General features: G+C 71.3%; 24 protein-coding genes. 10 read left to right on the top strand and 14 right to left on the bottom strand.

The window, feature by feature from the left end; genetic code table 11:
* Nucleotides 1-36: 36 nt before the first annotated feature.
* The 4 genes from FL583_RS14100 to FL583_RS14085 are packed head-to-tail and all read right to left on the bottom strand — an operon-like array spanning nt 37 to nt 2,682.
* Nucleotides 37-279 carry a hypothetical protein gene (locus FL583_RS14100; RefSeq protein ID WP_142705063.1) on the bottom strand — a complete coding sequence of 81 codons (243 nt, stop codon included), beginning with the start codon at nt 277-279 and terminating at the stop codon, nt 37-39.
* Nucleotides 276-1,424, bottom strand: a complete 1,149-nt coding sequence (locus FL583_RS14095; RefSeq protein ID WP_142705062.1) for an ArsA family ATPase — start codon at nt 1,422-1,424, stop codon at nt 276-278. Before FL583_RS14095 ends, FL583_RS14100 begins: the two co-directional genes overlap by 4 nt.
* On the bottom strand, nt 1,424-1,864 hold the full coding sequence (locus FL583_RS14090; RefSeq protein WP_142705061.1) for an SRPBCC family protein: 441 nt from the start codon (nt 1,862-1,864) through the stop codon (nt 1,424-1,426). The genes FL583_RS14095 and FL583_RS14090 overlap by 1 nt, the downstream gene beginning before the upstream one ends.
* Nucleotides 1,865-1,875: 11 nt before the next feature.
* Nucleotides 1,876-2,682: a metallophosphoesterase family protein gene (locus FL583_RS14085; protein ID WP_205752122.1), complete on the bottom strand. Its 807-nt coding sequence runs from the start codon at nt 2,680-2,682 to the stop codon at nt 1,876-1,878.
* A 127-nt stretch (nt 2,683-2,809) separates the two neighbouring features.
* Here FL583_RS14085 and FL583_RS14080 point away from each other — a divergent pair, with 127 nt between their 5' ends.
* From FL583_RS14080 to FL583_RS14070, 3 genes are all read left to right on the top strand, one after another.
* Nucleotides 2,810-4,585 carry an AMP-dependent synthetase/ligase gene (locus FL583_RS14080; RefSeq protein WP_142705060.1) on the top strand — a complete coding sequence of 592 codons (1,776 nt, stop codon included), beginning with the start codon at nt 2,810-2,812 and terminating at the stop codon, nt 4,583-4,585.
* 67 nt (nt 4,586-4,652) lie between these two features.
* Nucleotides 4,653-6,218, top strand: a complete 1,566-nt coding sequence (locus FL583_RS14075) for a sensor histidine kinase (RefSeq protein ID WP_205752121.1) — start codon at nt 4,653-4,655, stop codon at nt 6,216-6,218.
* A gap of 232 nt (nt 6,219-6,450) precedes the next feature.
* Entirely contained in the window at nt 6,451-7,146 is a 696-nt protein-coding gene (locus FL583_RS14070) for a response regulator transcription factor (RefSeq protein ID WP_051569974.1), read from the top strand.
* A 3-nt stretch (nt 7,147-7,149) separates the two neighbouring features.
* Here the strand turns inward: FL583_RS14070 and FL583_RS14065 are convergent, their stop codons facing one another.
* The 4 genes from FL583_RS14065 to FL583_RS14045 all read right to left on the bottom strand — a co-directional run bounded on the left by FL583_RS14065 (nt 7,150) and on the right by FL583_RS14045 (nt 12,933).
* Nucleotides 7,150-8,283 carry a glycosyltransferase family 4 protein gene (locus tag FL583_RS14065; protein ID WP_142705058.1) on the bottom strand — a complete coding sequence of 378 codons (1,134 nt, stop codon included), beginning with the start codon at nt 8,281-8,283 and terminating at the stop codon, nt 7,150-7,152.
* Nucleotides 8,280-9,575, bottom strand: a complete 1,296-nt coding sequence (locus FL583_RS14060) for a M48 family metallopeptidase (RefSeq protein WP_142705057.1) — start codon at nt 9,573-9,575, stop codon at nt 8,280-8,282. Before FL583_RS14060 ends, FL583_RS14065 begins: the two co-directional genes overlap by 4 nt.
* A gap of 1,634 nt (nt 9,576-11,209) precedes the next feature.
* On the bottom strand, nt 11,210-11,488 hold the full coding sequence (locus FL583_RS14050) for a hypothetical protein (protein ID WP_142705056.1): 279 nt from the start codon (nt 11,486-11,488) through the stop codon (nt 11,210-11,212).
* A gap of 71 nt (nt 11,489-11,559) precedes the next feature.
* The gene (locus tag FL583_RS14045; protein ID WP_205752120.1) at nt 11,560-12,933 is read right to left on the bottom strand and encodes an NYN domain-containing protein; all 1,374 of its coding nucleotides are present in this window, start codon (nt 12,931-12,933) and stop codon (nt 11,560-11,562) included.
* A gap of 87 nt (nt 12,934-13,020) precedes the next feature.
* Between FL583_RS14045 and FL583_RS14040 the strand changes: the two genes are divergently transcribed.
* The 3 genes from FL583_RS14040 (at nt 13,021) to FL583_RS14025 (ending at nt 16,949) form a co-directional block, all read left to right on the top strand.
* Nucleotides 13,021-14,796, top strand: coding sequence for a DEDD exonuclease domain-containing protein (locus FL583_RS14040; protein ID WP_142705054.1), 1,776 nt, complete (start codon nt 13,021-13,023; stop codon nt 14,794-14,796).
* A gap of 1,317 nt (nt 14,797-16,113) precedes the next feature.
* Nucleotides 16,114-16,668 carry an NUDIX hydrolase gene (locus tag FL583_RS14030; protein ID WP_142705053.1) on the top strand — a complete coding sequence of 185 codons (555 nt, stop codon included), beginning with the start codon at nt 16,114-16,116 and terminating at the stop codon, nt 16,666-16,668.
* Complete coding sequence (locus FL583_RS14025; protein ID WP_142705052.1) at nt 16,665-16,949, top strand: Lrp/AsnC family transcriptional regulator; 285 nt, start codon at nt 16,665-16,667, stop codon at nt 16,947-16,949. The genes FL583_RS14030 and FL583_RS14025 overlap by 4 nt, the downstream gene beginning before the upstream one ends.
* 51 nt (nt 16,950-17,000) lie before the next feature.
* On the opposite strand, the gene qcrB is transcribed toward FL583_RS14025, so the two are convergent.
* From qcrB to ctaE, 4 genes are read right to left on the bottom strand one after another with little or no spacing between them, the layout of a single operon-like run.
* On the bottom strand, nt 17,001-18,611 hold the full coding sequence (qcrB, locus tag FL583_RS14020) for a cytochrome bc1 complex cytochrome b subunit (protein ID WP_142705051.1): 1,611 nt from the start codon (nt 18,609-18,611) through the stop codon (nt 17,001-17,003).
* A complete protein-coding gene (qcrA, locus tag FL583_RS14015) occupies nt 18,611-19,660 on the bottom strand; it encodes a cytochrome bc1 complex Rieske iron-sulfur subunit (RefSeq protein WP_142705050.1) in 1,050 nt (349 codons plus the stop codon). Before qcrA ends, qcrB begins: the two co-directional genes overlap by 1 nt.
* A complete protein-coding gene (gene qcrC, locus FL583_RS14010) occupies nt 19,657-20,451 on the bottom strand; it encodes a cytochrome bc1 complex diheme cytochrome c subunit (RefSeq protein WP_142705049.1) in 795 nt (264 codons plus the stop codon). Before qcrC ends, qcrA begins: the two co-directional genes overlap by 4 nt.
* 49 nt (nt 20,452-20,500) lie before the next feature.
* Nucleotides 20,501-21,133 (bottom strand): aa3-type cytochrome oxidase subunit III, encoded by a 633-nt coding sequence (ctaE, locus tag FL583_RS14005; protein WP_142705048.1) that lies wholly within the window; start codon nt 21,131-21,133, stop codon nt 20,501-20,503.
* A gap of 58 nt (nt 21,134-21,191) precedes the next feature.
* On the opposite strand from ctaE, the gene FL583_RS14000 reads away from it, so the two are divergent.
* The 4 genes from FL583_RS14000 to FL583_RS13985 all read left to right on the top strand — a co-directional run bounded on the left by FL583_RS14000 (nt 21,192) and on the right by FL583_RS13985 (nt 24,623).
* Nucleotides 21,192-22,172, top strand: a complete 981-nt coding sequence (locus FL583_RS14000) for a cytochrome c oxidase assembly protein (protein WP_205752119.1) — start codon at nt 21,192-21,194, stop codon at nt 22,170-22,172.
* A gap of 49 nt (nt 22,173-22,221) precedes the next feature.
* Nucleotides 22,222-22,635: a helix-turn-helix domain-containing protein gene (locus FL583_RS13995; protein WP_142705047.1), complete on the top strand. Its 414-nt coding sequence runs from the start codon at nt 22,222-22,224 to the stop codon at nt 22,633-22,635.
* The gene (trpD, locus tag FL583_RS13990) at nt 22,632-23,681 is read left to right on the top strand and encodes an anthranilate phosphoribosyltransferase (RefSeq protein ID WP_142705046.1); all 1,050 of its coding nucleotides are present in this window, start codon (nt 22,632-22,634) and stop codon (nt 23,679-23,681) included. Before FL583_RS13995 ends, trpD begins: the two co-directional genes overlap by 4 nt.
* A 174-nt stretch (nt 23,682-23,855) precedes the next feature.
* Nucleotides 23,856-24,623: a nucleotidyltransferase domain-containing protein gene (locus FL583_RS13985; protein WP_142705045.1), complete on the top strand. Its 768-nt coding sequence runs from the start codon at nt 23,856-23,858 to the stop codon at nt 24,621-24,623.
* Nucleotides 24,624-24,706: 83 nt separating this feature from the next.
* Here the strand turns inward: FL583_RS13985 and FL583_RS13980 are convergent, their stop codons facing one another.
* Complete coding sequence (locus FL583_RS13980) at nt 24,707-25,123, bottom strand: cytochrome c oxidase subunit 4 (RefSeq protein ID WP_142705044.1); 417 nt, start codon at nt 25,121-25,123, stop codon at nt 24,707-24,709.
* A gap of 11 nt (nt 25,124-25,134) precedes the next feature.
* Nucleotides 25,135-26,037, bottom strand: a complete 903-nt coding sequence (ctaC, locus tag FL583_RS13975; RefSeq protein ID WP_276611606.1) for an aa3-type cytochrome oxidase subunit II — start codon at nt 26,035-26,037, stop codon at nt 25,135-25,137.
* Nucleotides 26,038-26,104: the final 67 nt, after the last annotated feature.

The following is a 26,104-nucleotide window of genomic DNA, read 5'->3' as shown; positions in this document are numbered from 1 at the left end:
CGTCTCCATCGCTCTACCCGTGGCGCGAACTCGCCATTAGTCAATGTCGATGTGCTGCACCGGTGGCTCGGGGTCCGGCGGGGTGGCCGCCTGCTTGCCCCACTCGGTGGCCACCTCGGCGACGACACGAAGCAGTCCGGCTCCGGCCACGGCGGCGTCGGCGACCGCGGCGGAGAGTCGTTCGACCAGCTCAGGGGGCAGATCACGGGCTCCGACGCGACCGAGCAGCGCCTCCGCGAACTTGGCCGCCTCGTCGATGATGGGGCCGGGGGTCGTCATTCCCGGAACCGTACTTCCAGCCGGCCATCCTGCAGCGACGCACCGGCGACCGTGCGCCGCTTCAGCACCTCGGGCAGCGCCAGCACCCGGCGGCGCCCGCCGACGGTGAGGATCAGCTCGTCGGCCACCCGCGACAGCACGACGTCCGACCGCTCGGCCAGCGGCAGCGCCACCGAGAGCACGCCTTCGCCGGAGAAGCGCAAGGGGGGTTCGACCGGCACCGCGGCGACCGGGTCGTCGTCGCCGTAGAGGGCGTCGGCGAGGGCGGCCAGGGCCGGCCCGCCGACCGGTTCGGACGGCAGGTACGGCGCGGTCCGCAGCGGCACGCCGGCGAAGCTCTCCCGGGCCTCGGCCAGCCGGGCCTGCTGGGCGGCGGCCCAGCCGGCCCGCCACGGGTCGTCGCCGTCCGGGATCACGCGGTTCACCACGACGCCGTCGACCACGAACCCGTACAGGGCCAGCGCCGTGAACGTCCGGCGCGCCTCGGCCAGCACGACTGCTTCCGGCGTCAGCACCAGCCGGACCGCGGTCGTCGCCGGGTCGGTCAGCAGCTCCCGGACGTCGGCCAGAGCCTGTTGCAGACGCGCGACGGCGGCGAGCACGCCGTCGTCGGGAATGAGAGCACTGAGGTCGCGCCCGAGTACCGGGCGGGCCACCCCGGCGAGACGCCGGTGCAGGGGCATCAGGCGGTCGGTGTACCAGCCGAGCACGTCGGGAAGCGTGAGCAGACGGAGGGTCTCCGCGGTCGGGGCGCAGTCGACGACGAGCGTGTCGAAGCGGCCGGAGCGGGCCTGGGCGTGGACGGCGAACAGCGCGAACAGGTCGTCGAGGCCGGGCGGGACGACGAGTTCCTCGGCCGCGACCCCGGTCAGGCCGCCGTGCTGGAGCAGCATCGTGAGGTAGTCGCGGAGCGTGGCCCAGTACTCCTCGAAGCGGGCCTGGCTGTCGACCTGCTGGGCCCAGAGCCGGCCTTCGATCCGGGTGGGCTCCGGGCCGACCGGGACGCCGAGCGCGTCAGCCAGCGAGTGCGCCGGGTCGGTGGAGACGACCAGCGTGGTGCCGTTCTCCGCGGCCCGGACCGCGGTCGCGGCGGCCGAGGTCGTCTTGCCGACCCCGCCCTTACCGGTGAACAGCACCACCCGCATTACAGCGACTCCACCCGCTTCTTCAGGTCCTTGAGCGCCGTGTCCATGATCCTCTTCTCGGCCTTGCGCTTGAACATGCCCAGCATCGGGACGTTCAACTCGATCTCGAGCGTGTACGTGACGGTCGTGGTGCCGTCGCCGTTGTCGACCAGGTCGTAGCTGCCGTTCTGCAGCTTCATCATCGTGCTCCGGACGAGCGTCCACTCGATGCGGGTGAGGTCCTCGGCGTAGGCGTACTCGAGCGTGTAGTCGTCCTTGACGACGCCCGCGTCGAGCACGAAGTGCGCCTGGTGGGCGTAGCCGTCCTCGTACTCGCTGACGACCTCGGCCGACTTCACCGCGTCGACCCACTCGGGGTAGGACGCGAAGTCGGCGATGACCGCGGCGATCGTCGGCGGCGAGGCCGGGATCGTGATCGACTGCTGGGAAGAGTCCGCCATAGCTGCTCTTGTTACCACTCCAGTACGAAGGGCTTGCCGGTTGCGCGGAAGTGGCCGACGTTGACGCACTCCGTCTTGCCGATCCGCAGCCGGCGCTGCAGCGGCTGGTGCACGTGGCCGAAGAGCGCGTACCGCGGCTGGTACTCGCGGACGTAGTCCAGCAGCGCCTCGCTGGCGACCTCCGGACGGCGGGTCACGGTGTCCCAGCGCAGCTCGGGCACGGCCGGCGGGACGTGCGAGCAGAGCACGTCGACCGGGCCGAGCGATTCGACCTTGGCCGCGTACTCCTCGGGGCTCGAGTCGGCGCCGAACTGGACGATCGGCATCTTCGATGCCTTCAGCAGCTCCGGCGGGATGGGACGGCGGGGCCACCCGCCGACGAACCCGAACCTCCACCCGCCGATCTCGACGACCTCGGCGTCGTACAGCCGGTGCTTGTCGTCGACGTACTCCGGCCAGAGCCGGGGCATGTCGACGTTGCCGTAGGTGCAGTAGGCCGGCACCGGCATCGCGTCGAACAGCTCGGCGTACTGGCGGCGGGCCGCGGCGACGACCGCTTCGGCGAACGCGGCCGGGTCGTCCATCAGCCGGGCGCCGGCGCTGCGCAGGGCGCCGAACCGGTGCTCCTTGCGGAGCGCGGCGAACTCGGCGCCGGCTTCCGGGCCGAGCAGTTCGGCGAGAATGCCCTCGCTCGGGTGCGCGTAGTCGAGGTAGTTCAGCAGGTCGCCGCAGACGACCAGCGCGTCAGCTCCGTCACCGGCGGTGGCCAGCGCGTCGGCGCGGCCGTGGACGTCCGAGACGACGTGGATGCGGGGCACCTCTGGAAGTCTGCCACCTCGCAGAACGCGCCCGACGTGACGCGCACCACGGGGCGGACCCACCCGAGATACCGTGAAGTAACCGCCGGTACCGTGCTGTGTTCGAACACAGGAATGGGAGGCCGTGGTGCGTGAGTTCGCTCAGCCCGCCGTCTACACCGTCCCCGATGGGGCGAATCTGACCGACCCGGTGTGGAGTGCCGCCGACGAAGCACCGAGCCAGGTCACGTTCCGGCGGCCGCTCGACGGCTGGACCGACGTGACCGCGCTCCAGTTCCGCGACGAGGTCGTCGGGGTGGCCAAGGGACTGATCGCGACCGGCGTCAAGCCCGGCGAACGCGTCGGGCTGATGGCCCGGACCCGGTACGAGTGGACGCTGATCGACTACGCGATCTGGACGGCCGGCGGCGTGACCGTGCCGATCTACGAGACCTCGTCGGCCGAGCAGGTCCAGTGGATCCTCGGCGACTCCGGTGCGGTCACGGTCGTCGTCGAGACGTCCGCGCACCAGTCGATGGTCGAGGCCGTCCGGGGCGAGCTCCCCGACCTGGGCCGGGTCTGGCAGATCGACGCTTCGGCGGTGTCCCTCCTCGTCGAGGCCGGGTCGTCTGTTCCGGATGACGAGGTGGCCGCCCGGCGGGCCGCTCTCGGGCCCGACGACGTCGCCACGATCATCTACACGTCGGGGACGACCGGGCGGCCGAAGGGCTGCGTGCTGACCCACCGGAACCTGCTGTTCGAGGTGGGCAACGCGCTGCCGGTGCTGCCGAGCATGTTCAACGCGGGCGCCTCGACGCTGCTGTTCCTGCCGCTGGCGCACGCGTTCGCCCGGTTGATCCAGCTCGGCGCCGTACAGTCCCGGGCGACGCTCGGCCACGCGCCGGACGTCAAGAACCTGATGGACGACCTGCAGACGTTCCGGCCGACGTTCGTGCTGGCCGTCCCGCGGGTGTTCGAGAAGGTCTACAACGGCGCGAAGCAGAAGGCGCACTCGGAGGGGAAGGGCGCGATCTTCGATCGGGCCGACCGGGTAGCGGTGGCGTATTCGTCGTCGGACTCTCCCGGGCTCCTTCTGCGTGTGCAGCATGCGCTCTTCGACCGGCTGGTCTATTCGAAGCTGCGGGCTGCTCTCGGAGGGGCCTGCACGCACGCGATCTCCGGGGGCGCCCCGCTCGGGGTCCGTCTCGCGCATTTCTTCCGCGGGATCGGGCTCTGGGTGTCGGAGGGCTACGGGCTCACCGAGACGTCCCCGGCCACGGCGGCCAACGTGGACGACGCGGTCAAGCTGGGCACGGTCGGGCGGCCGCTGCCCGGCATGACCGTCCGGATCGCCGACGACGGCGAGGTGCTGATCGCCGGTGAACACGTCTTCCGCGAGTACTGGCACAACCCGGCGGCGACCGCGGAGGCGCTCAAGGACGGCTTCTTCCACACCGGCGACCTCGGCTCGCTGGACGACGAGGGCTTCCTGACGATCACCGGGCGCAAGAAGGAGCTGATCGTCACCGCGGGCGGCAAGAACGTCGCCCCGGCGGTGCTCGAGGACCGGATCCGGGCGCACCCGCTGGTGAGCCAGGCGATGGTCGTCGGCGACGCCAAGCCGTTCATCGGTGCGGTCGTGACGATCGACCCGGACGCGTTCGGGCCGTGGCGGGACGCGCACAACAAGGCGTCGGACGCTACGGTGGGCGATCTCGTGAACGACTCCGACCTACGGGCCGAGATCCAGAACGCCGTGGACGACGCCAACAAGGCCGTGTCGCACGCCGAAGCGGTCAAGGTGTTCCGTATCCTGCCCCGCGACTTCACCGAAGAGACGGGCGAGCTGACGCCGAGCATGAAGCTGAAGCGATCCGTCGTCGAGAAGGAGTACGCCGACGAGATCGCTGCGATCTATAGCTGACCGCGTCTTCCCGCCGGGGCTGTGGGAACCGACGCCCCTGACCCGGCTGGTCCGGGGTGCGTTGCTGGTGCTGGTCGTCGTGCTGTCGCTGGCCAGCACGAAGTCGATCGCCCCGACGCTGCTCTGGTGTGCGCTGTTCGCGCTGGCGGCCGCGCCCGGGCTGGTCGCGCCGGAGCGTCCGTGGCCGGCCCGGATCGGGTGGCTGGCCGAGGTCATCGTCGTCTCGATGGCCGCCGCGACGCCGCCCGGCGAGGACGCGGCGGTCCACCCGGCGCTGCTGCTGAGCTATCTGGCCGCGCCCGCGTTCGCGGTCGGTGCGGTGGCCGGCGGGCTCGAGCTGGCCGGGCTGATGGTGGTCGCGGTCGTGGCGCTGGTCATCTCCGGGGCCCTGCAGGACCAGCTGGGCGACCTGACGTTCGGCCTGTCCGCGCTGGAGTGGACGGTCGTGGCCACGCTGGCCGGCCTCCTCGGGCTGGCCGTGCACCGGCTGGTGCGCAGCCGGGCCGACGCCGTCGAGCCGGAGTTCGTCCAGGCCGCGCGTCTGCTGACCCAGCTGCGGACGATCGCTCGGCAGCTGCCCGGCGGCCTCGACCCCGGCAGCCTGGCCGACCGGCTGCTGGAGGAGCTCGGGCAGGTCGCGCCGACCGACCGCAGCGCGGTGCTGACCGGCAGCGGCGGCGGGCGGCTCGAGGTGCTGACGCAGCGGGCGCCGGGCCGCGTCGCCTGGGAGACGTCGTTCGACGCCGATACACCGCTGGCCGACACCTGGGCCAGCCAGCAACCGCAGATCTCGTCGCGCTCGCTGGACCGGGCCGGGTCGTCCGGACCCGTGTCGGTGCTGGTGCTGCCGATGATCACCGGCGTGCGGACCGTCGGGCTGGTCGTCCTGGAGTCGGACCGCGTCGGCGCGTATCCGCCGGCTGTCGTGCCGGAGGCGGTCGAGGTCGTCGGGAACGCCGCGCTGCGGCTGGAGACCGCGCTGCTCTTCGACGAGGTCCGGGGGCTGGCGACGACCGAGGAGCGACAGCGGCTGGCCCGCGAGATCCACGACGGCGTCGCGCAGGAACTCGTCATGGTCGGGTACGGCATCGACAACGCGATCGCCGACCTCCCGTCCGGCAGCGAGGCCGCCGAGAGCACGCTGCGACTGCTGCGCACCGAGGTCACCCGGGTCATCACCGAACTGCGCCTCTCGCTGTTCGAGCTGCGCAGCGACGTCGACCGGCACGGCGGGCTGGGGTCGGCGATCGCCGACTACGCCCGGACGATCGGCAGTTCGGCCGGCCTGCGGGTGCACCTGTCGCTGGACGAGTCGACGGCCCGGCTGCCGGCCGCGGTGGAATCCGAACTGCTGCGGATCGCGCAGGAGGCGGTCACCAACGCCCGGAAGCACGCGGGCGCCGCGAACCTCTGGGTGACCTGCGAGGTCGACCCTCCGTACGCCCAGATCGAGGTCAGCGACGACGGCAAGGGGCTGGGCAAGGAACGTCCCGACGGCCGCTACGGAATGACGATCATGGCCGAACGGGCGAATCGGGTGCGGGCCGAGTTGGAAATCGTGCCTCGTGCCCCCAAAGGGACGACAGTTCGCGTTGTGCTGGGGGGTAAGACGAGACAGGGAACTGCTAGTTGAGAATAGTTTTGTCGGATTTTTGGGCGCAATTCGTAGCGGCGTAGCTACTTTACGTCGCGAATGGCATAATTCATTCCAACGAGCGTTTTCCGCGGCTTCGATTGGGGCGTAAGTTGGTCCACTATGGCCGGTCGGAAACCATTCTTCCTGGCCAACACCTACAGAGACCCTGATATGAGAACTTTAGGCGACGGATCGTATAACGTGATCGCGCAGGAGGTGCGGCCAGACAGTGACTGACAACAGGTCCTTCCCCAGCCCGCCGGGGGGCGAGGCCAGCGGCGGGGTAACGACTGTTCTCCTCGTCGATGACCACGATCTGATCCGGCAAGGGCTCCGCCACGCGTTCGAACGTGACCCTGGTTTCGAGGTCGTCGGGGAGGCCGGGTCGGTCGCCGACGCGCTCCGCAAGGCCGCCGAGCTGAAGCCCGACGTCGTGATCATGGATCTCCGGCTCCCGGACGGCAGCGGGCTCGAGGCCACGAAGGCGCTCCGGTCGTCCCGGGCCGACATCGGCATCGTGGTGCTCACCATGTACGCCGGCGACGACCAGCTGTTCGGCGCGCTGGAGGCCGGAGCGTCGGCGTTCGTGCCCAAGAACGCGCCGGCCGACGAGGTGGTCGCGTCCGCGCGTCACGCCGCGTCCTCGCCGAACGCGTTCACCGCGTCCGATCTGGCCAGCGCGATGAAGCGGCGGCTCACCCCGAGCGGCCCGCACCTGTCGCCGCGCGAGAGCCAGGTACTGCGGCTGCTCGCCGACGGCATGAGCGTCGCCGGTATCGCCAAGCAGCTCTACGTCAGCGAGTCGACGGCCAAGACGCACATCTCGAAGCTGTACGAGAAGCTCGGCGCCGGCAACCGGGCCCAGGCGCTGATGACGGCGCTGCGGCTGGGTCTGCTGGAGGCACCGAACACGCCGGGTCTGTAGAGCTCAGCGGCCGTCCGGGCCGCTGAGCAACTGGGACATCCTGGCCGCCAGGGTGTCCCAGTGCCAGTCCCGTTCCACCCAGGCACGGCCGGCCTTGCCCATTCCTCGGGCCTTCTCCGGATTTTCGAGCAGCTCTGACGCCCGCTCGATCAGCGCGTCGACGTCCCGGCCGCCGACCACGTACCCGGTCTCCCCCTCGAGCACCGCGTCCGGCGCTCCGCCGGAGTCGCCCGCGATCACCGGCAGCCCGGTCGCCGACGCCTCCAGGTACACGATGCCCAGCCCTTCGACGTCCAGCCCGCCGCGTCGGGTGCGGCACGGCATCGCGAACACGTCGCCGGCCGCGTAGTGGGCCGGGAGTTCGGCCCAGGGCACCGAGCCGGTGAACTTCACGTGGTCGGTGACGCGATGCTCGGCCGCGAGCTTCTGGAGCTTCTCGCGGTAGGGGCCGCCGGAGACGAGGAGCAGGGCGGCGTCTTTGGCTCGTTTCCTGATTGCGGGCAGCGCACGGATCAGCTGATCCTGCCCTTTCCGGGGCACCAGCCGGGACACGCAGACGATCGTCGGCCGGTCGGTGAGGCCGTACCGCTTCCGCACCTCGGTGGCGTCGACGTCGGGGTGGAACTCGCTGGTGTTCACGCCACCCGGCAGGTGCACGAGCTGGGCGCGGTTCTTCACCGGGCCCTCCAGCTTCGAGCGCGTGTAATTGCCCAGGTAGGTGATCACGTCCACGCCGTCGGCGATCCGGCTGAGCAGTTGCCGGGCTCCGGGGAGCGCGGCCCACCCGGCCTCGTGCCCGTGCGTCTGCGCCACCTGCCAGGTGATTCCGGTGTGCTTGGTCAGCGTCGGCGCCAGCAGACCCAGCGGTGCGGCCGCGCCGTACCAGGCGGAGGTGCACCCGTGCTCCATCGCGGTGGCGACGATCTTCTTCGCCGCGCCCGGCGTCGGGAGCAGCAAGCTGCTCCGGTCCCGGACCACCGGGAACGGTTGCTGCGCGTCGAACTCCTCCGCGCCCTTCCAGTCGGACGTGTAGACGACGAGCGAATCCGCGGGCTGACGGACGGCCAGCTGGTGGACGAACGTCTGGATGCCACCGGGGCGGGGCGGGAAGTCGTTGGTGACCAGCAGCGTCTTCATCGGGCCGGCCCCGGGATCGGCAGGTCTTCGCGGGCCGCGAAGTCCCGAGCCGCGGCGATGCGTTCCACTGTGGTCGGGTGGGTGCCGAACCAGAACTGGTAGAACGGGTTGGGCCGTAGATCGGCCCGGTTGACCAACGCGAGCCGGCGTTCCATCGACACGAACGCCTCCGGGTCCCGGGTGAGCTCCAGCGAGTGCTCGTCGGCGCGGGCCTCGATCTTTCGTGACACCACGGACTGGATCGGCGTCGAGAGCGCCCCGACCACGGCGACGATCGCCAGTAGCAGGGCCAGCGACCGCGGATCGGTCAGGTCGTCGACGCCCGCTCTCCGCAGGAGTGGACTCCACGCACCGACGACCGCGAGGCCACAGACCGCGGCGGCCGCACCCAGCGCACCGAGCACGGTGCCGGTGACGACGTCCCGGTCGACCGCGTGCCCCAGTTCGTGGGCGACCACCGATTCGACCTCGTCCGGTGGGGCGTCCTTCAGCAGCGTGTCGTAGACGACTATGCGTCGGCTGGCCCCGAAGCCCGAGACGTAGGCGTTGAGTGCGGTGGTTCGCCGGGAGGCGTCGGCGACCAGGACGTCCTTCACCGGTTCGCCGTCCCCAGCGGCCAGCTGCAGCAGCTGGGTGCGGAGAGCCGAATCGGGCATCGGAGTGAACTTGTTGAACACCGGCTCGATGAGGACCGGAAACGCGAACGAGGCCAGGAACACGAACGCGGCCGCCCCGCCCGCGGCCCACGTCCACCACCAGCTCGGTGTGGCGCGGATCAACGCGTACAACACGAGCGTGATCACCGCGGTCAGGACCGCCGAGATCGCCCACCCCTTGCCCAGGTCGGCGAACCAGGACGTCCAGTTCTGGGTGGAGAGCCCGTACCGCCGGAGGATCACCTCGCTGCGGGCCGCCAGCGGCAGCGTGACGACCGTGGCGACGAGGCTGAGCACGATGCCCCCGATGAGTGCCTGGACCCACCAGGAGCCTCCGAGGGGCCGGGCTGCGGCACCGATGAGCCGGGCCCCGAGCGGGGTGAGCCCGAGCGCGACCGCGACGACCAGCCCGAGCACCATCCGGCTGAGCGACCAGGGGCGTACGGCCGCCCGGAACGCACTCCCCCGAGCGATCTCGTCGTCGCTGAAGTCGGTGGAGGGGTCCGGCCGAGGCACCGCCGCGGCCGTGGTGGGGGTGGCCGGAGCGGGCCGCCAGGGGGTGAGGAAGCCGGCCGCGAGAACGGTGGCAGCGCCGAGGATCAGAAAGGCGATCAGGGCGACGACGCGGCTGGACACGAATCGATTCTCGCAGCCGACCGAAACCGCCCGCGGAGGCCCCGGCTCCGACGCTGAGCTCCCGGCGCGACGCTGAGGCTAGGACGCGACGCTGAGGCTAGGACGCGACGCTGAGGCTAGGACGCGACGCTGAGGCTCGGGCGCGACGCGGAGGCTCGGCCCCGCGCTCAGCCCCCGGCGCGGCAGTGAGACCCTGGCCCGGCGCTGAGGCTCGGGCGCGGCAGTGAGGTCCTGACGCGGCGCTGAGACCCTGGCACGGCAGGGAGACCCCGGCCTGGCGCTCAGGCCCCGGCGCGGCAGCAAGGCCCGGCCCGGCGCTCAGGCCCCGGCGCGGCAGCAAGGCCCGGCCCGGCGCTGAGGCTCCGGCGCGGCAGTGAGGTCCTGGCGCGGCGCTGAGGTCCCGGCGGGGCCGACCTTCCAGCGGCGGACCCGAGGGTCCGGCGGCGGACCCGCCCTTCCGGCGGTAGTGCCGGGGCTCTGGCGGAGGCGCGCCGAGGCTCCGGCGGCGGCTCTGACAGCGGGCGAGGCTCTGGCAGCGGCGCCGTTGCGCTTCGGGGCGGCGTCGCGGTTTTGCGGCGGCGCCGATGCTCCGGCGCAGGTGCCGGGGGCTGCGGCGGAGGTGCCGGGGGCTGCGGCGGAGGCCCTGAGGCTCCGACGGCGCCGAGGCGGTTCGGCTGCCGGTGACCGCCGGCACCCGCGCTCGCGCAGAGCGCGTCCGCGCCGCCGGATACGACCGCTCCGCGAATTGGCGGCTAAACGGTCTCCCCGGGGGCCGGGAGAGCCCGTTAACCCGTGAATTCGCGGAGAAGGCACGTCCGCTCTCCGAGGCGCGCCGCGGCCAAGCCCGGGCGCGCCGGGCGCGGACTTCCACGGACTCGAAGGGGCTCGGACCGGGGCCGGTGGCCCCGCCCTGCGGATCACGTTGACGCGCGCCGCCGGGCAACGCACCAGCGGACGCGGACGGCGGAGGAACGCCACCCGGGCGCGGGTCGGCACAGGGCGCCACCAGGGGGAACGGGTCGGTCGGACCGGAGTCGCCTGACGCTCGACGGCACCACCGAGCGGCGTGGCACCACCGGCACGGAAGCTTGGGCGCGGCCGGACAGGACGGATGCCAGGCGCCCTTAGCCGTGTGAGAACTGCACGATGCGGGTCGCCGTGAAAGACGCGAATGGCCTGCGACAGCAGGCCGGATCGCGAGCGACCGCGCTACGCCGAGCCACTGCCGGGCGGGAGAACGCTGCGGACCGCCGACCGGCTGACGACCGCTGACGTACGGCCGACCAAGCGCTGAGGGCTGCACGACCCCAGTCCACCGCCGGCCTCAGGCAGTACCGGCCTCAGGCACCGCCGATCCACCCGGCCGAGCTGCCCTCCCTGGCCTCGGAGCCTCAGAGCCTCAGAACCCCCGCACCCCACCCGCTTGCCGGAGCCCGCGCCCCCGCGGCCCACCCCGCGCCCCTGCGGCCCGCACCGGACCCCCGGCCCACCACCCCGGCCCGCCCCGGGCCCTGTACCCCGGCCCGCCCCGGGCCCCCGGGCCCCGCACCCCGGCCGCCCCAGGCCCCGCACCCCGGCCCCCCGGACCCCCGGGCCCCGCAGCCCGGCCCGCCCCAGGCCCGGCCGCACGAGCCTCAGCCCGCCCGCCGCCCACCCCGAGATTCAGCATCCCGCCGTGCCCCCAACCACCCATCCTCATGACCCGGCTCAGCCGCCGTGATCGCCAGAAACTCCGGCTCGAACCCGCCAGCAGCAAACGCCAGCAGCGCCACGTTCTCCTCCTCGTCGAGCCGAACACCGGCCGGCAGCGCGGTCAGTTCGACGCCGGGCGGCGGGCCGCCGACCAGCGCGCTGATGACGCAATCGGCGCAGCCAGAGCCGCGGACGCCGCACGCGTCGCAATCGATGAGCATTTGTCGTCGCCTCCTTCCGTGCATCACTGACTTCACTCCGCACGGTAACCACGGGGTACGACAAAACCGGATTACGCCCGCTCGAGCCGCTTCACCAGCACGATCGACGGCACCGCATACGCGCCGGCCCGGCGGATCCCGTCCGCGACCTCTTTGTCCGACGACACGACCACCACCGGCCGGCCCGACGGCTCGGCCCGCACCAGCCGCCGGATCACCTCGTCGGCGGTCTCCCCGGCCGGGCTGAAGATCACCCGGACCCCGCGCGGGCTGCCGGGCGCCACCGCCAACCGCGAAGCCCCGTCGAACACCACGGTGATCTCGGCGTTCGTCTGCGCGGCGATGCCCGCGAGCCCGGCCAGCAACCTGGTCCGCTGCTGTTCGAGCGCCAGCTCTCCGAACCCGGTCTTGGTGACGTTGTACCCGTCGATCACCAGGTGGACGCGAGGCAGGCCGAGCAGCTGGTCGAGCCGCGCCGGATCGTCGGCGGCCCAGAGCCGGCCGGCACCCGGCTTCTCGACCGCGGCAGCGGCCCCCGCCACCTCGGCCGCCACCGCGTCGGCGGGGAGCGTGTCGGGGGGCGCGAGCGCGAGCTCGCGGCGAAGGCCCTGGGTGGCGTTGCCGATCGTCTCCAGCAGCAACCAGAGCCGGGCGTCCTCGGTGGCGCGGCCGGCCCGGGTCGCCGACTTCCCCTGCTCCCGCTCGCGCTCGGCGTCGGCCAGCCGGCTGCGCAGGCGTCGGATCTCGGCGTCGGCGGTGCTGGACTGCGCGGCGACCCGCCCGCGCTCGGTCGACACGGCTTCGGTGAGCCGTCGGACGTCCTGCTCGGAGTCGCGCAGTGCCTTGCTGAGCTCGCGAACGCGCGCTCGCAACTCGTCCGCCTCGGACCGGACGGTCGCCAGATCGGACCTCAGCTTGTCCGTATCGGCCTTGGCATTGGCCCGGACGCGGTCTAGCTGCTCGGCGAGCCGGTCGAGCTGGCGGGTGGCCGCCTGGACCTGCTCCGACTCGGCGGCGGCAGCCGCCGTGGCGGAGGCGGCCTCGACGAGCGCGGTCCAGTGCGGGGGGCGGGCCAGGTAGGCCAGCGCGGCCACCTCGACCGGGTCGGCCGCACCCGGAGGCGTCCCGGCCGCGACGGCCTCACCGAGCGGACCGGCGGCCTCCACGGCCTTCTCGGCCAGGCGCTCGCGGAACTCGGCGTCGGCGGTCAGCGCGGCCGCGACGCTCGGGCCGGCCATCTTCGCCCGGCGGGCCGGCGTGAAGTGCGCGAACCGGCGGAGCGGCCCCGGCAGGACGTCCGGACCGAGGCTCGGAAACAGGTCGACGGCGAGCGCGACCACGCGGGCCCGGACCGCGTCCGGGAGCACCGGTTCGGGGGCAGCACCAGCGGCGACGTCCGGACTTGCGTCCGGACCGTCGTTCGCTCGGAAGTGCTCGCCGGTCACACCCGTCAGTCTTCCACTCCCCGCTTCGAACGGCCGCATGACCTGCAGCCTCGCAATTTTGTCCGACCCTCCGTCTACGGTTCCCGCATGCAACAGGCCGCACCTGCTGGGCGCTGGATCCAGTCGACGTTCGACGAGCTCGGTCAGCCCCTCCGCGAGACCACGTTCGTGGTCGTCGACCTGGAGACCACCGGGGGTGCGCCCGGCGGTTCGGCGATCACCGAGATCGGTGCGGTCAAGGTCCGCGGCGGCGAGGTGCTCGGCGAGTTCCAGACGCTGGTCGATCCCGGTATCGGCATCCCGCCGTTCATCACCGTCCTCACCGGCATCACCGACGCGATGGTGGCGCAGGCCCCTCCGATCCCCGAGGTGCTGCCGGCCTTTCTGGAGTTCGCCCGCGGGTCGGTGCTGGTCGCGCATAACGCGCCGTTCGACCTGAGTCATCTGAAGGCCGCGTGCGAGGCCCACGGCCAGGTCTGGCCGGGCTTCCGCAAGGTCGATACCGCGGTGCTCGCGCGCCGCGCGCTCAGCCGCGACGAGGTCCGCAACTGCAAGCTGGGGACGCTCGCCCAGTTCTTCCGGTCCCCGACGACGCCGGTCCACCGTGCACTTGCGGACGCTCAGGCGACGGTCCATGTTCTGCACGGGCTGCTGGAGCGGCTCGGCAACCTCGGCATCCAGACGCTCGAAGAGCTCGAGACTTTCACGACGCAGGTCTCCGAGGCCCAGCGGCGCAAGCGGCACCTGGCCCAGGGCGTCCCGAGCGCGCCCGGCGTCTACCTGTTCCGCGACGCGCGCGACCGGCCGTTGTACGTGGGCACCAGTAAGGACCTGCGGACGCGGGTCCGGCAGTACTTCGTCTCGTCCGAGCAGCGGTCGCGGATGGCCGAGATGATCGGCGCGGCCGAGCGCATCGAGGCGATCGTGTGCGCGCACTCGCTCGAGGCCGAGGTCCGCGAGCTGCGGCTGATCGCCGCGCACAAGCCGCCGTACAACCGGAGGTCCAAGCACCCCGAACGTCGCCTGTGGCTCCGTCTCACTACCGACGCCTACCCGCGGCTGTCTCTCGTGCGCCAGGCGCGCGACGACGGCACGGCGTACCTCGGCCCGTTCTCGTCCCGCCGTTCGGCCGAGGCCGCCGCGACCGCGGTGTACGACGTCCTGCCGATCCGTCAGTGCGGCGGCGTACTCTCGACGCGCAAGACGAAGCCGGCCTGCGCGCTCTACGAGATCCGCAAGTGCGAGGCGCCGTGCGAGCACCGGGTGTCGGTCGAGGCCTACGGCCGCCACGCGGAGGCGTTCCGCGAGGCCGTGCACGGTGACCCGTCGCGCCTGGTCGAGCGGTTGCTGGCCCGCATCGAGACGCTCTCCGAGCGCCAGCGCTACGAAGAGGCCGCGACGGCCCGCAACCGCCTGGCGACGCTCCTGCGCGCGGTGATCCGCTCGCAGCGCACCCGGGCCATCAGCGCGGTCCCCGAGATGGTCGCGGCCCGCTCCGACGGCCAGGGCGGCTGGGAGATCTCGGTCGTGCGGTTCGGCCGCCTGGCCGCAGCCGGCGTCGCGGCCCGCGGCGTCCCGCCCCTGCCGATCGTCGATCAGCTGATCGCGGCGGCCGAGACCGTGGTGCCGGATCCGCTGACCGATGGGGTGCACCTGGAGGAGGTCGAGCGGGTGCTGTCGTGGGTGGAGCGGCCGGAGACCCGGCTGGTGAAGGTCGACACGATCTGGTCCTCTCCGGCGCGGGGGGCGGGGAGGTGGGGGGAGCTGTTGAGTCGTATCGAGGCGGGCCGCCAGGGAGCGGATCCGTTCGACGATCGGCGACGCTTGCGCCCAGAGTCCCGCCCGGCGCGAGCCGCGGTCTGAGGGGTGGCGGCCGCCGGCCGGGGCGGGCGGCGCCGGGGCGGGGGGCCGGGGGCCGGGGGCGGGGCCGACGACGTGGGCGGGCCGTCCAGGCGGGCCGGGGGTCGGGGCCGGGGCGCTGAGGCCGGGGGTCGGGGGTCGGGGCCGGGGCGCTGAGGCCGGGGGTCGGGGGTCGGGGCCAGCGCGCTGAGGCCGGGGGTCGGGGGTCGGGGCCAGCGCGCTGAGGCCGGGGGTCGGGGCCGGGGTCGGGGCCGGGGTCGGGGCCGGGGGTCGGGCCGGGGCCTTGAGGTTGCGGCCGGGCTGGGGCGGGGGCGGGGCTAAGGCTGGGGGCGGCCGCGGGGGGTGGGTTGAGGCTGGGGCGGCCGGTGCGGGTCTGCTGGGGCGCTCCGGGACGGGGCCGGCCGGACCGTAACGGACGAAGGCTCAGACCGGCGGGTCGCAAGGCCAGGTCCGTCGCAAGGCCAGGTCCGTCGCAAGGCCGGGTACGTCGCAAGGCCGGGTGCGTCGCGAGGCCACCGGGCCGAGGACAGGCCAAGGCGCGTTCCCGGGCCGCCGCACTCTCAGCGACAGGGAGGTTCGCCTAGGTCCGGTCCACAGGATGAGCCGACCGGCCACCAGACCGGAGGCTCAAGGTCAGAAGAGGCCGACCGACGGCCGGGCCGGAGGGTGGGCACCTCGCGCTCCCAGGCTGCCGCATGCTCGGCGGGCGGCGAGCCCGCCGGTCTGCCTCCGATGGGCCTAGCCACCCACCGTCAGGCGATCCGCCGGGCCATCCCAACGCGAACCCTCGCCACGCCGAACCCGCGCCACGCGAGTAATCGCGCCACGAGAACCTCCGGCCGCGCCGAATCCCCTCCGAGCGGAACCGACCGCGCCGAACCCCCGCCGAGCGGGCCACTCGGCGACCAGGCGCCATAGATTCACGGGATTCCGGGCTTCTGAGCCCCCGGGAAGGCCCGAAAAGTCGATAATTCGCGGCCCGCCACGCCGCAGGCGGCCCTCACCACCTCCACCGCGCACAGCAGGCCCGGGCCGCCGCACCCACGTAGCGAGCCCTCATCGCTCCACCGCGCGCGGCACCCCCACCTTCACCCCCCGCGACCTCCCCACCTCCCCCGCGCAGCGACCTCCCACCTCCGCCTCGCGCGCGACCTCCCACCCTCCACCCCCCGCGGCGCCCGCCACCTCCACCCCCGCGCCGCGCCCCGCCACCTCCACCCCCGCGCCGCGCCCCGCCACCTCCACCCCTGCGCTGCGCCCCGCCGCCCCACCCCCAGGCGCCAGTCCGCCCCATCCCCCGCCGCTCTAATCTGTCGAACCATGGGTTCTTACCGCACCGTGCGCAAAGCGGTGCTCCGCCGGGCTATCCACGTCTTCCGGCGGCTCCCGCCAAAGCTCCGCCGCCCGATCGTCCGGCTCGGGACGCCGAACTACACCGTCGGCTCCGTCGTCCTCCTGCGCGACCACGACGGACGGCTCCTGCTGCTCCACCAGCCACCGCAACCCGGCTGGTCGCTCCCCGGAGGCCTGCTCGACAAGCGGGAGCACCCCCGCGACGGCGCGGCCCGCGAGCTGCGCGAAGAGACCGGCGTCGACCTCCCCTCCGAGGAACTGCAGCCGATCGTCCCGAACGCGCACGTCAACCCCTGGGTCCAGGAGGTCGACATGGTCTTCACCGCCACGGTCGACGCCCTCACCACCACGATCCGCGCCGACGGGGTCGAGATCCGTGAGGCGGAGTGGTACTCGCTCGACGCGCTGCCGCCGCTGACCGGGCCTACGTTCCGGCTGCTGGGCCGGGCCGGGCTCGTGTCCGGCGAGGGCACGCCGGAGCGGCCCAACTACGCTGTCACCGAGCCAGAGGAGTCACTGTGATCACGTCGATCGTCATGATCAGCTGCGAGACCGACCTGATCCCCGAGGTCGCGCAGACGCTCGCCGACCTGCCCGGCGTCAGCGAGGTGTACTCGACGGCGGGGAACGTCGACCTGATCGCGATCGTGCGGGTCACCCGGTTCGAGGAGATCGCCGAGGTGATCGCGGGGCGTATCAACAAGGTCGAGGGTGTCGTCGACACCGAGACCCACATCGCGTTCCGCGCCTACTCCCGGCACGACCTGGACGCCGCGTTCTCCATCGGCCTCGAGTCGGAATGACCTACGACGAAGGGCCCCGCCGTTGGCGGGGCCCTTCGTCGTGCTCGGATCTCAGTAGTTGCCGTCGTCGCTCGCGGACGCCCCGCTGAGCTCCTTCGGACGATCGCCCGAGTCGGCGACCGCGGGCCGCGCGGCCTCTTCGGGCTTCTCCACCGGGAAGAAGAACCCGCGTACCGCACGCCCACCGGCGCCCAGCTTGTTCATCTTCTTCGGCACGGTGGCGCCCTGGTACTCCAGGTGGCCGTGTCCGTGCTCGTCCACCGGGCCGAGCGGCTGGTGGACCTCGATGAACTGACCCGACGGCAAGCGCCGGATCATGCCGGTCTCCACACCGTGCGCCAGCACCTCGCGGTCGTGCTGCTGCAGACCGAGGCAGATGCGGTAGGTGAAGAAGTACGCCAGCGGCGGGACCACGAACAGGCCGATCCGGCCCGCCCACGTCGTCGCGTTCAGACTGATGTCGAACTTGTCGGCGATGATGTCGTTGCCGCCCGAGAGCAGCAGCACGATGAAGAACCCGATCGCCATCGCACCGAGGCCGGTGCGGGCAGGCGCGTCCCGGGGACGCTGGAGCAGGTTGTGATGCGCGCGGTCCTTGGTGAACCGCTGCTCCAACCAGGGGTACGCACCGGCGAGCGTGAACATGACGCCGGCCAGCACGACCGACGGCCAGAACATCGCCGGGATCGTGTAGCCGAAGCTGCGGAACTCCCAGGCCGGCATCAGACGCACCGCGCCGTCGAGCCACATCATGTACCAGTCGGGCTGCGAACCGGCCGAGACGACCGCCGCCTGGTACGGGCCGAACAGCCAGATCGGGTTGATCTGGACCAGGCCGCCCAGCGCCGCGATGACACCGAAGACGATCATGAAGAAGCCGCCGGCCTTGGCCGCGAAGCCCGGGAACATCCGGTGACCGACGACGTTCTGCTCGGTGCGCCCGGGGCCGGGGAACTGGGTGTGCTTCTGCTTCACCAGCAGGCCCATGTGCGCGGCCACCAGCGCGAGGATCGCGGCCGGCAGGATCAGCACGTGGATGATGTAGAAGCGCTCCAGGATGAACTCACCCGGGAACTCCCCGCCGAACAGCGCGAACGACACCCACGTACCGACCACGGGGATCGAGTAGATGATCGCCGACGCGATCCGGAGGCCGGTGCCCGACAGTGCGTCGTCCGGGAGCGAGTAGCCGAGGAAGCCCTCGAACATGCCCAGGACGAACAGCGTGACGCCGATGACCCAGTTGAGCTCGCGCGGACGCCGGAACGCTCCGGTGAAGAACGTCCGGAACATGTGCACGAGCATCGCCGAGACGAACAGCAGCGCCGCCCAGTGGTGGATCTGGCGCATGACCAGACCACCGCGGACCTCGAACGAGATGTTCAGCGCCGAGTCGTACGCCTTCGACATCTCCACGCCCTGCAGCCGCGTGTAGACGCCGTCGTAGACGGTCTCGGTCGGCGACGGGGTGAAGAACAGCGTGAGGAACGTGCCGCTCAGCAGCAGGACGATGAACGAGTACAGCGCGATCTCGCCCAGCATGAACGACCAGTGGTCAGGGAAGACCTTGTTGAAGACGCGCCGCAGCGGAGTCGACGCTTCCAACCGGTCGTCGGCCCACGTGCCGACCGCGGCAGGTTTGATCTTTGGCAGCAGTGGCATTACGGACGCTCCCAGAATGCCGGTCCGATGGCTTCCTTGAAGTCGCTCTTCGCGACGAAGTAGCCCTCTTCGTCAACTGTAATCGGAAGCTGCGGCAAGCGCCTGGTGGCCGGACCGAAGATCGGGCGGCAGCTGTCCTTCACATCGAACTGGGACTGGTGGCACGGGCAGAGCAGACGGTTGGTCTGCTGCTCGTACAGGCTCGCCGGGCAACCGGCGTGCGTGCAGATCTTCGAGTAGGCGAAGTAGTTGCCGTAGTGCGCGTTCTCGTAGCCCTTGCGCGGCTTGAACTCGGCCGCGTCCTCTTCCCGCAGGTGGATGAGGAGCGTCGGCGAGTCCGCGTACTTGAGCGTGGTGCCCTCGGGGATGCCGGGGAACACCGTCTCCAGACCACCGGCCGAGACCTCACCGACCCGGATCGGCGTGCCGTCCTGGCGGACCAGGCGGACGCCCTCCTTGAAGCCGGTGTGGAACAGCGGCTCGTCCTTGCTGTGCGGGTCCTTGATCAGCGCGCCCAGCGGCATGATCGCCATGATGCCGAGCGGCGCGGCCCCGAGCGCCAGCGCGCCCTTGAGCAGCGGACGCCGCTTGATGCCGGTCTCGTCGAGCGCGCTCATCAGCGTCGCCGCGGTCAGCTGCCGCTCGACCAGGTCGGGGTTGTTGTCGTGGCGGTCCTGGACCGCCACCTCCTCCGGCATCAGCTTCTTGACCCAGACGATGATCGCCGCGCCGAGCCCGAAGAGCGCGAGGCCCATCGTGAAGCCCAGCAGCGGGGTGTACAGCTTGTCCAGGTGGTAGCCCTGTTCGTACTTGTACGGCCAGGCCACGTAGATGACGATGAACGCCAGCGCGGACAGCCCGGTGAGCAGCAGCAGGAACGCGATCGCGCGTTCGATCCGCTTCTCCCGCTTCGTGCCCGCCACCGCGAACCGCGGCTGGTAGTGGACGATCTCCACCCCGTCGCGCCGGGCGCCCTCTCGGACCAGGTCGAACTGGCTGTGGTTCGGATCCTTCGGATCGAACTCCACATCCGTAGTTGAGTCACTCATGACTTACCCGCAATCCACAGCGCCCCGAAGAGGCACACCACGATGCCGATTCCGAAGATCACGACCATCTCCGGCACGGGGCCGGTCCGGCCGATGCCCCAGCCACCCGGGTCGGCGTCCGTCTTCTGCGTCTGGACGTAGGCGATGATCGCCTTCTTCTCGTCCGGCGAGAGCTGGTTGTCACCGAAGACCGGCATGTTCTGCGGGCCGGTCAGCATGGCCGCGTAGAGCTGGCGGTCGGTCGTCGGCTTCAGCGACGGCGCGTACTTCCCGGAGGAGAGGGCCCCACCGTTCGAGGAGAACGCGTGGCAGGAGGAGCAGTTCACGCGGAACAGCTCGCCGCCGAGCGCCTCGTCGCCGCGCAGGTCACCGTCCGGGATCTGCGGGCCTCCGCCGATCGACTGGACGTAGGCGGCCAGCTGGTCGGTCTGCTCGTCGTTGAAGGCCGGCTGCTTGCGCTCGACCTGGGCTTCCTGACGCGCGGCGGGCATCCGGCCGGTGCCCACCTGGAACTCGACCGAGGCGGACCCGACACCGATCAGGCTGGGGCCGCGGTCCTGCACGCCCTGGGCGTTGGGCCCGTGGCAGGAGATGCAGCTCTCGTTGTAGAGCTTCTGCCCTTCGCGGACGGCGATCGAACTGGTCGTGTCGTCGGCCTGGCCGTTCGGCGCGAGCGCCGCGTAGCCGGTGCCGAACAGACCGAGCGCCACGACGAGGACGGTCAGGCGTCCGGCGCGGCCGGCTCGCTTTCGAATCCGGCCGCCCATTTTGGCGGCGGCGGAGGCGATCATGGATTCACCTTGTCGGTCGGGGAACCAGTCGTGCAGTGCGCGGCCGGCGTCATTTGACGAGGTAGATCGTGGCCCAGAGGCCGATCCACACGACGTCGACGAAGTGCCAGTAGTACGAGACGACGATCGCGCTGGTGGCCTGCGCGGGCGTGAACCGCCCGAGCGTGCTGCGCCCCATCATCAGCAGGAACGCGATCAGGCCACCGATGACGTGGAGACCGTGGAAGCCGGTGGTCAGATAGAACATCGTCCCGTAGCCGTTGGCCTGGATCGTGATGCCTTCGTGGACCAGGTTGCGGTACTCGTTCGCCTGGCCGAGAACGAAGATCAGTCCCATCACGAACGTCAGCGCGAACCAGCGCCGCAATCCGTACACGTCACCGACCTCGGCCCGGAACACGCCCATCTGGCAGGTCACGGACGAGGCCACCAGGATCACCGTGAACACCACCGCGTACGGGACGTTCAGGATCTGTGTCTCTTCCGCCCACAGGCGTTGCCCCGGTCCGGAAGCCCGGATCGAGAAGTACATCGCGAACAGAGCCGCGAAGAACATGAGCTCGCTGGAGAGCCACACGATCGTCCCGACACTGACCATGTTCGGCCGGGTCAGCGAGTGGATCTGGCTCTTCTCGAAACTGGTCGTGGCCGTCGTCACGAACGCATTATGTCCCGCGCCCATCCCAGCGCACGCACCGGGTGCCTACGTCGTGTCGTTCTTTTCGGCCTAAGGTGGAGCGGTGCTGTCCCTGACGAGCCAAACCCCCGCTCTGACCAGCGAAGCGACGCTCCCCGAGTTCACGCCCGCAACGCTGTTCACTTCCGCGAACATCGATCAGTGGATGGCGATCGCGCTGATCGTCGTCGCCGGGCTCTACCTCTACGGCGTCCACAAGTTGCGGACGCGGGGCGACCGATGGCCGATCGGACGAACTCTCGCATTCGTCCCCGGCGGGCTGGGTGTCATCGCGATCGCGACGCTCTCCGGGCTCGGCACCTACGACGACACGCTGTTCAGTGCCCACATGATCCAGCACATGCTGCTGAGCATGGTCGCGCCGATCCTGATGGCGCTGGGCGCCCCGGTGACGCTCGCGCTCCGGACCCTGCCGGCGAAACCCCGCAACCTGCTGCTCAGCTTCCTGCACAGCCGCTTCTTCCGGCTCGTCAGCAACCCGCTGATCGCGTTCGCGTTCTTCATCGCGACGCCGTACGCGCTCTACCTCTCCGGCTGGTACCCGGCCACGCTGACCAGCACCTGGCTGCACGAGTTCACGCACGTGCACTTCCTGATCGTCGGCTCGCTCTTCTTCTGGCCGCTGATCGGCCTCGACCCGCTGCCCGGTCGCTGGCCCTACCCGGCCCGGGCGCTGATGATGATCATCTCGATGCCGCTGCACGCGGTGCTCGGCGTCATCATCATGCAGATGGCCGGGCGGATCGCCACGTCGTACTACGAGGGCCTGCACCTGAGCTGGATCACCCCGGCCTACGACCAGCAGATCGGCGGCGGCCTGCTGTGGTCGTCGGGTGACCTGATCAGCCTGCTGATGCTGGCCGCGTTCGTCACCCAGTGGATCCGGTCCGACGAACGGACCGCGGCCCGGATCGACCGGCAGCTCGACCGCACCACCGGCGAGGACAACGCGCTGGAGGCCTACAACGCCCGGCTGGCCCGCCTAGCGGCCCGTTCCCAGGGACGCCCGGCCCCTGAGGCCTGAGCGCAACGCTACGATCCGCTCAACGCGTCCCGCACCTCGGAGGCCCCTCATGAGCGCATCGCCCGCGACCGTTCTCGTCTACAGCGACGACGCGGCCGTCCGCGAGCGGATCCGGATGGCCGTCGGCCGCCGGCCCGCGGCCGACGTCGGCCCGATCACCTGGGTCGAGGCCGCCGAGGGAGACCAGGTCGTCGACCTGGTCGACGCCGGAGGCATCGACCTCCTTTTGCTGGACGCCGAAGCCTGGCCCACCGGCGGCATGGGCATCTCCCGCCAGCTCAAGAACGAGATCGACGACTGCCCGCCGATCTGTCTCGTGCTGGCCCGCAAGGTCGACAAGTGGCTGGCGACGTGGGCCGAGGCCGACGCCGTGCTGTCGCACCCGCTCGACCCGGTGGCGGCCGCCGCGACCGTCGCCGAGGTCCTGCGGACGACGCTGGGCTCGCTCCCCGCGGCCCGATGACCGTATCGACAGGCCCGGCCCCGACCTGGCCGCTCCTGCTGAACACCCTGCTGGCCGGGGAGACGCTCACGCCCGAACAGACCGGCTGGGCGATGACCCAGGTGATGTCGGGCGACGCCACCCCGGTGCAGATCGCCGCGTTCGCGATGGCTCTGCGGGCCAAGGGCGAGACGCCCGAGGAGGTCACCGGCCTGGTGTCGGCGATGCTCGAGGCGGCCACCCCGATCGACGTCTCCCCCGACGCCGTCGACATCGTCGGTACCGGCGGCGACCAGGCCCACACGGTGAACATCTCGACGATGGCCGCGATCGTCGTGGCCGGGGCGGGCATCCCGGTGGTCAAGCACGGCAACCGGGCCGCCTCCAGCAGCACCGGCGCCGCTGACCTGCTGGAATACCTCGGCATCCCGATCACGATGACGCCCGAGCGGGCGGCCGCGTGCGTCCGGGAGGCCGGGATCGCGTTCTGCTTCGCGCCCACGTACCACCCGGGGCTGCGTCACGCCGGCGTCGCCCGTCGCGAGATGGGCGTCCCGACGTTCTTCAACTTCCTCGGGCCGCTGACGAACCCGGGCCGGGTCCGGGCCAGCGCGGTCGGCTGCGCGAACGAGCGGATGGCGCCGGTCATGGCCGGCGTCTTCGCCCAGCGGGGCGCGTCGGCGCTGGTCATGCGGGGCGAGGACGGCCTGGACGAGTTCACGACGACGGCGCCGACCCGGATCTGGCTGGTCGCCGACGGGTCGGTCACCGAGACCGTCGTGGACGCCGCCGACCTGGGCATTCCGCGCGCTTCCCGGGAGGATCTGCGGGGCGCCGACGCGGCGTTCAACGCCAAGGTCGCCCGGGCGGTGTTCGCCGGCGAGCGCGGCCCGGTCCGGGACGCCGTGCTGGTCAACGCGGCCGCCGCGGTGGCCGCGTTCGACGGGTTCCCGGGCGGCCTGGAAGCGTCGCTGCGGGCCGGTCTGGAGCGGGTCGCGGAGGCGATCGACACCGGCGCGGCGGGGGCCGCGCTCGACCGCTGGATCGCGGTGGCGACCCAGGATTGACCAGCCGATCGGCTGGGGGACGTGACGAACACAACGTCGCTTTCCGGCTGGTCGACGAACTAGCGTTACCGCAGGTGAGCCGCGTGCGAACGAGACGCGGACACTTGCTGACAGCACGTGAAGAAATGCTGACGAAACGTTCCGTCAGACCGGACCCGATGGGACACTTAGCCCGTGCCGCCCCCTCTCCCCCCGCGGGTAGCCGCCGCGGTGGCGGCGACCGTCGCCGATCTCGTCGCCGACGGAACCAGTGGTGTCGTCCTGCTCGGTAGCCAGAGCCGGGGCGACGCGCACGAGCACAGCGACGTCGATCTCGTCGCTCTCGGGAACGGGCCGGAGTACATCCACCGTCAGCTCGGCGGCCTGCTGATGTCGGTGTCGTGGCGCACCGCGGACGCGGTGCGGGCGTCGTTCGCCGACCCCAAGCTTGCCGGGAGCACGGTGCCCGGGTGGCGGGCCGCGGTGATCCTGCACGACGCCGAGGGGGCCGCGAACGAGCTGTCGGCCGAGGCCGGGGCGTGGCGGTGGTCGGACATCGAGGGGCCTCGGCGGGCCTGGATCGCCGGGCAGATGACCGGGCGGGCCGAGGTCGTGCAGCGGCTCGTCGGGTCGCTGGCGGCCGGGCGGCGCACCACGGCCGCGGTGACGCGGAACCGGCTCGCGACCCGCTTACCGTTCGTCGCCGCGGTGCACCACCGGATCCTGTACGCGAGCGAGCACCAGTTGTTCGAGCTGGTGGCGGACGCGATGGGGCCGGCCTGGCGGCGCTCGCAGGACTCCGCGCTCGGTCTGCGGGGCGAGCAGCTCGCCGACTCCTGCCGAGCCGCCCTGGGCCTCTACGCCCAACTGGCCCCCGTTGTTGAGCCCTACCTCAACCCAGATCAGCAGGCGGTGGTGAGGTCCGCCGCAGAGCTAGCCTGGGCCGCCCAACACGCTGCCTAGTGGGCGCCCCCCGTCCAGGGCTCAACGTCAAAACAAAAACCGCCCCCTCCGGGGGCGGTTTCGTGTGGGGCCGAGCGCCGTTGTCAGTGCTCTCCGGGCTTGGTGTAGTACTCGAAGAGAAGGCCGCTCACGCTGAGCAGGACGGCGGCGCCGCCGAGGGCGATGAGCCACGGGAACCAGTACGCGAGACCGAGCCCGGTCACCGTCGCCGACACCGCGATCCCGAACGGCCAGTAGCTTCCCGGGCTGAAGAACCCCAGGTCACCGGCCCCCTCCGAGATCTCGGCGTCCGACCGGTCCTCCGGCCGAGCCTCGATCCGGCGCGCGACCAGCGAGAAGAACTGGCCACACATCCCGCACAGCACCGCGGACAGGATCAGCGCGGTCGTCCCCACCCAGTCGGTGTGGTACGAGCTACCCCGCGTCCAGAAGTAGTACACGACCGCCATCGCGATCAGGAACGCCGCGAGCAGGTTGAAGATCCTGGATTCGCTCTTCATCGTCGCTGCTCCTAGCTCGGCGTACGCGCGTCGCGCTTGGTCTTGAACGGGTGCGTCGTCGTCGCCGTCGGCGACTCACCGATCGACTGGAGCGCGTCGTAGGTCGACGCACCGGACTTCTTCGCCGCGATGAACTGGTCGAACTTCTCCGACGTCACCGCGCGCAGCTCGAAGTTCATGTTCGCGTGGTACGTGCCGCACAGCTCGGCGCACCGGCCGACGTAGGCACCTTCCTCGCCCTTGTTGATCGTCGCCTCGAACGAGTTCGTCCGGCCCGGGATCACGTCGCGCTTGAACAGCAGCGCGGGCACCCAGAACGAGTGGATGACGTCGTTGGACGTCTCGACGAACCGGATCCGCTCGCCGGTCGGCACGACCAGGACCGGGATCTGCTCGGTCGAGCCGATCGTGCCGATCGGCTGCCGGTCGGCGTCGAGCTCCTCCGGGTAGAGGAACTGCCAGTTCCACTTGAACGCGACGACCGAGACCGTGACGTCCGGGTTCGCCTTCTGCTTGTCGACGAACGTCTGGACGATCGCGGTGTAGTAGAAGAGCACCGCGATGATCAGGAACGGGACCGCCGTGTAGAGGATCTCGATCGGCAGGTTGAAGCGCGTCTGCGTGGGCAGCTCGTCGCTCTTCTTGCGGTAGCGGATGACCGCCCAGAAGATCAGGCCCCAGACGAACACACCGACCGCGAGCGCGGCGATGACCGACCCGGTCCAGAGATCCATCATCTGGTCGGCCTGCGGGGTGATCCCCTTCGGCCATCCGAACCGGAGTACTTCCTCGGTGGAGCAGCCGGACAGCGTCAGCGCGGTCAGACCGGCAACGCCGGTGACAGCGGCAAAGCGCCCGGCCCGACCGAATCGCCGGCTACGGCGTTCGGCACTCGCTGACGGGTTGACCCCCACCAGTCGCCCTCCTCATCGGCGCCCGACGACCAAACTTCCAGTCGGGTCTCATCCCTTCGACCGAACG

Source organism: Cryptosporangium phraense, assembly GCF_006912135.1.
GTDB classification, from domain to species: Bacteria; Actinomycetota; Actinomycetes; order Mycobacteriales; family Cryptosporangiaceae; genus Cryptosporangium; species Cryptosporangium phraense.
Note: the sequence above shows the minus strand (reverse complement) of the source record. Positions and strands in the feature narration are given on the sequence as shown.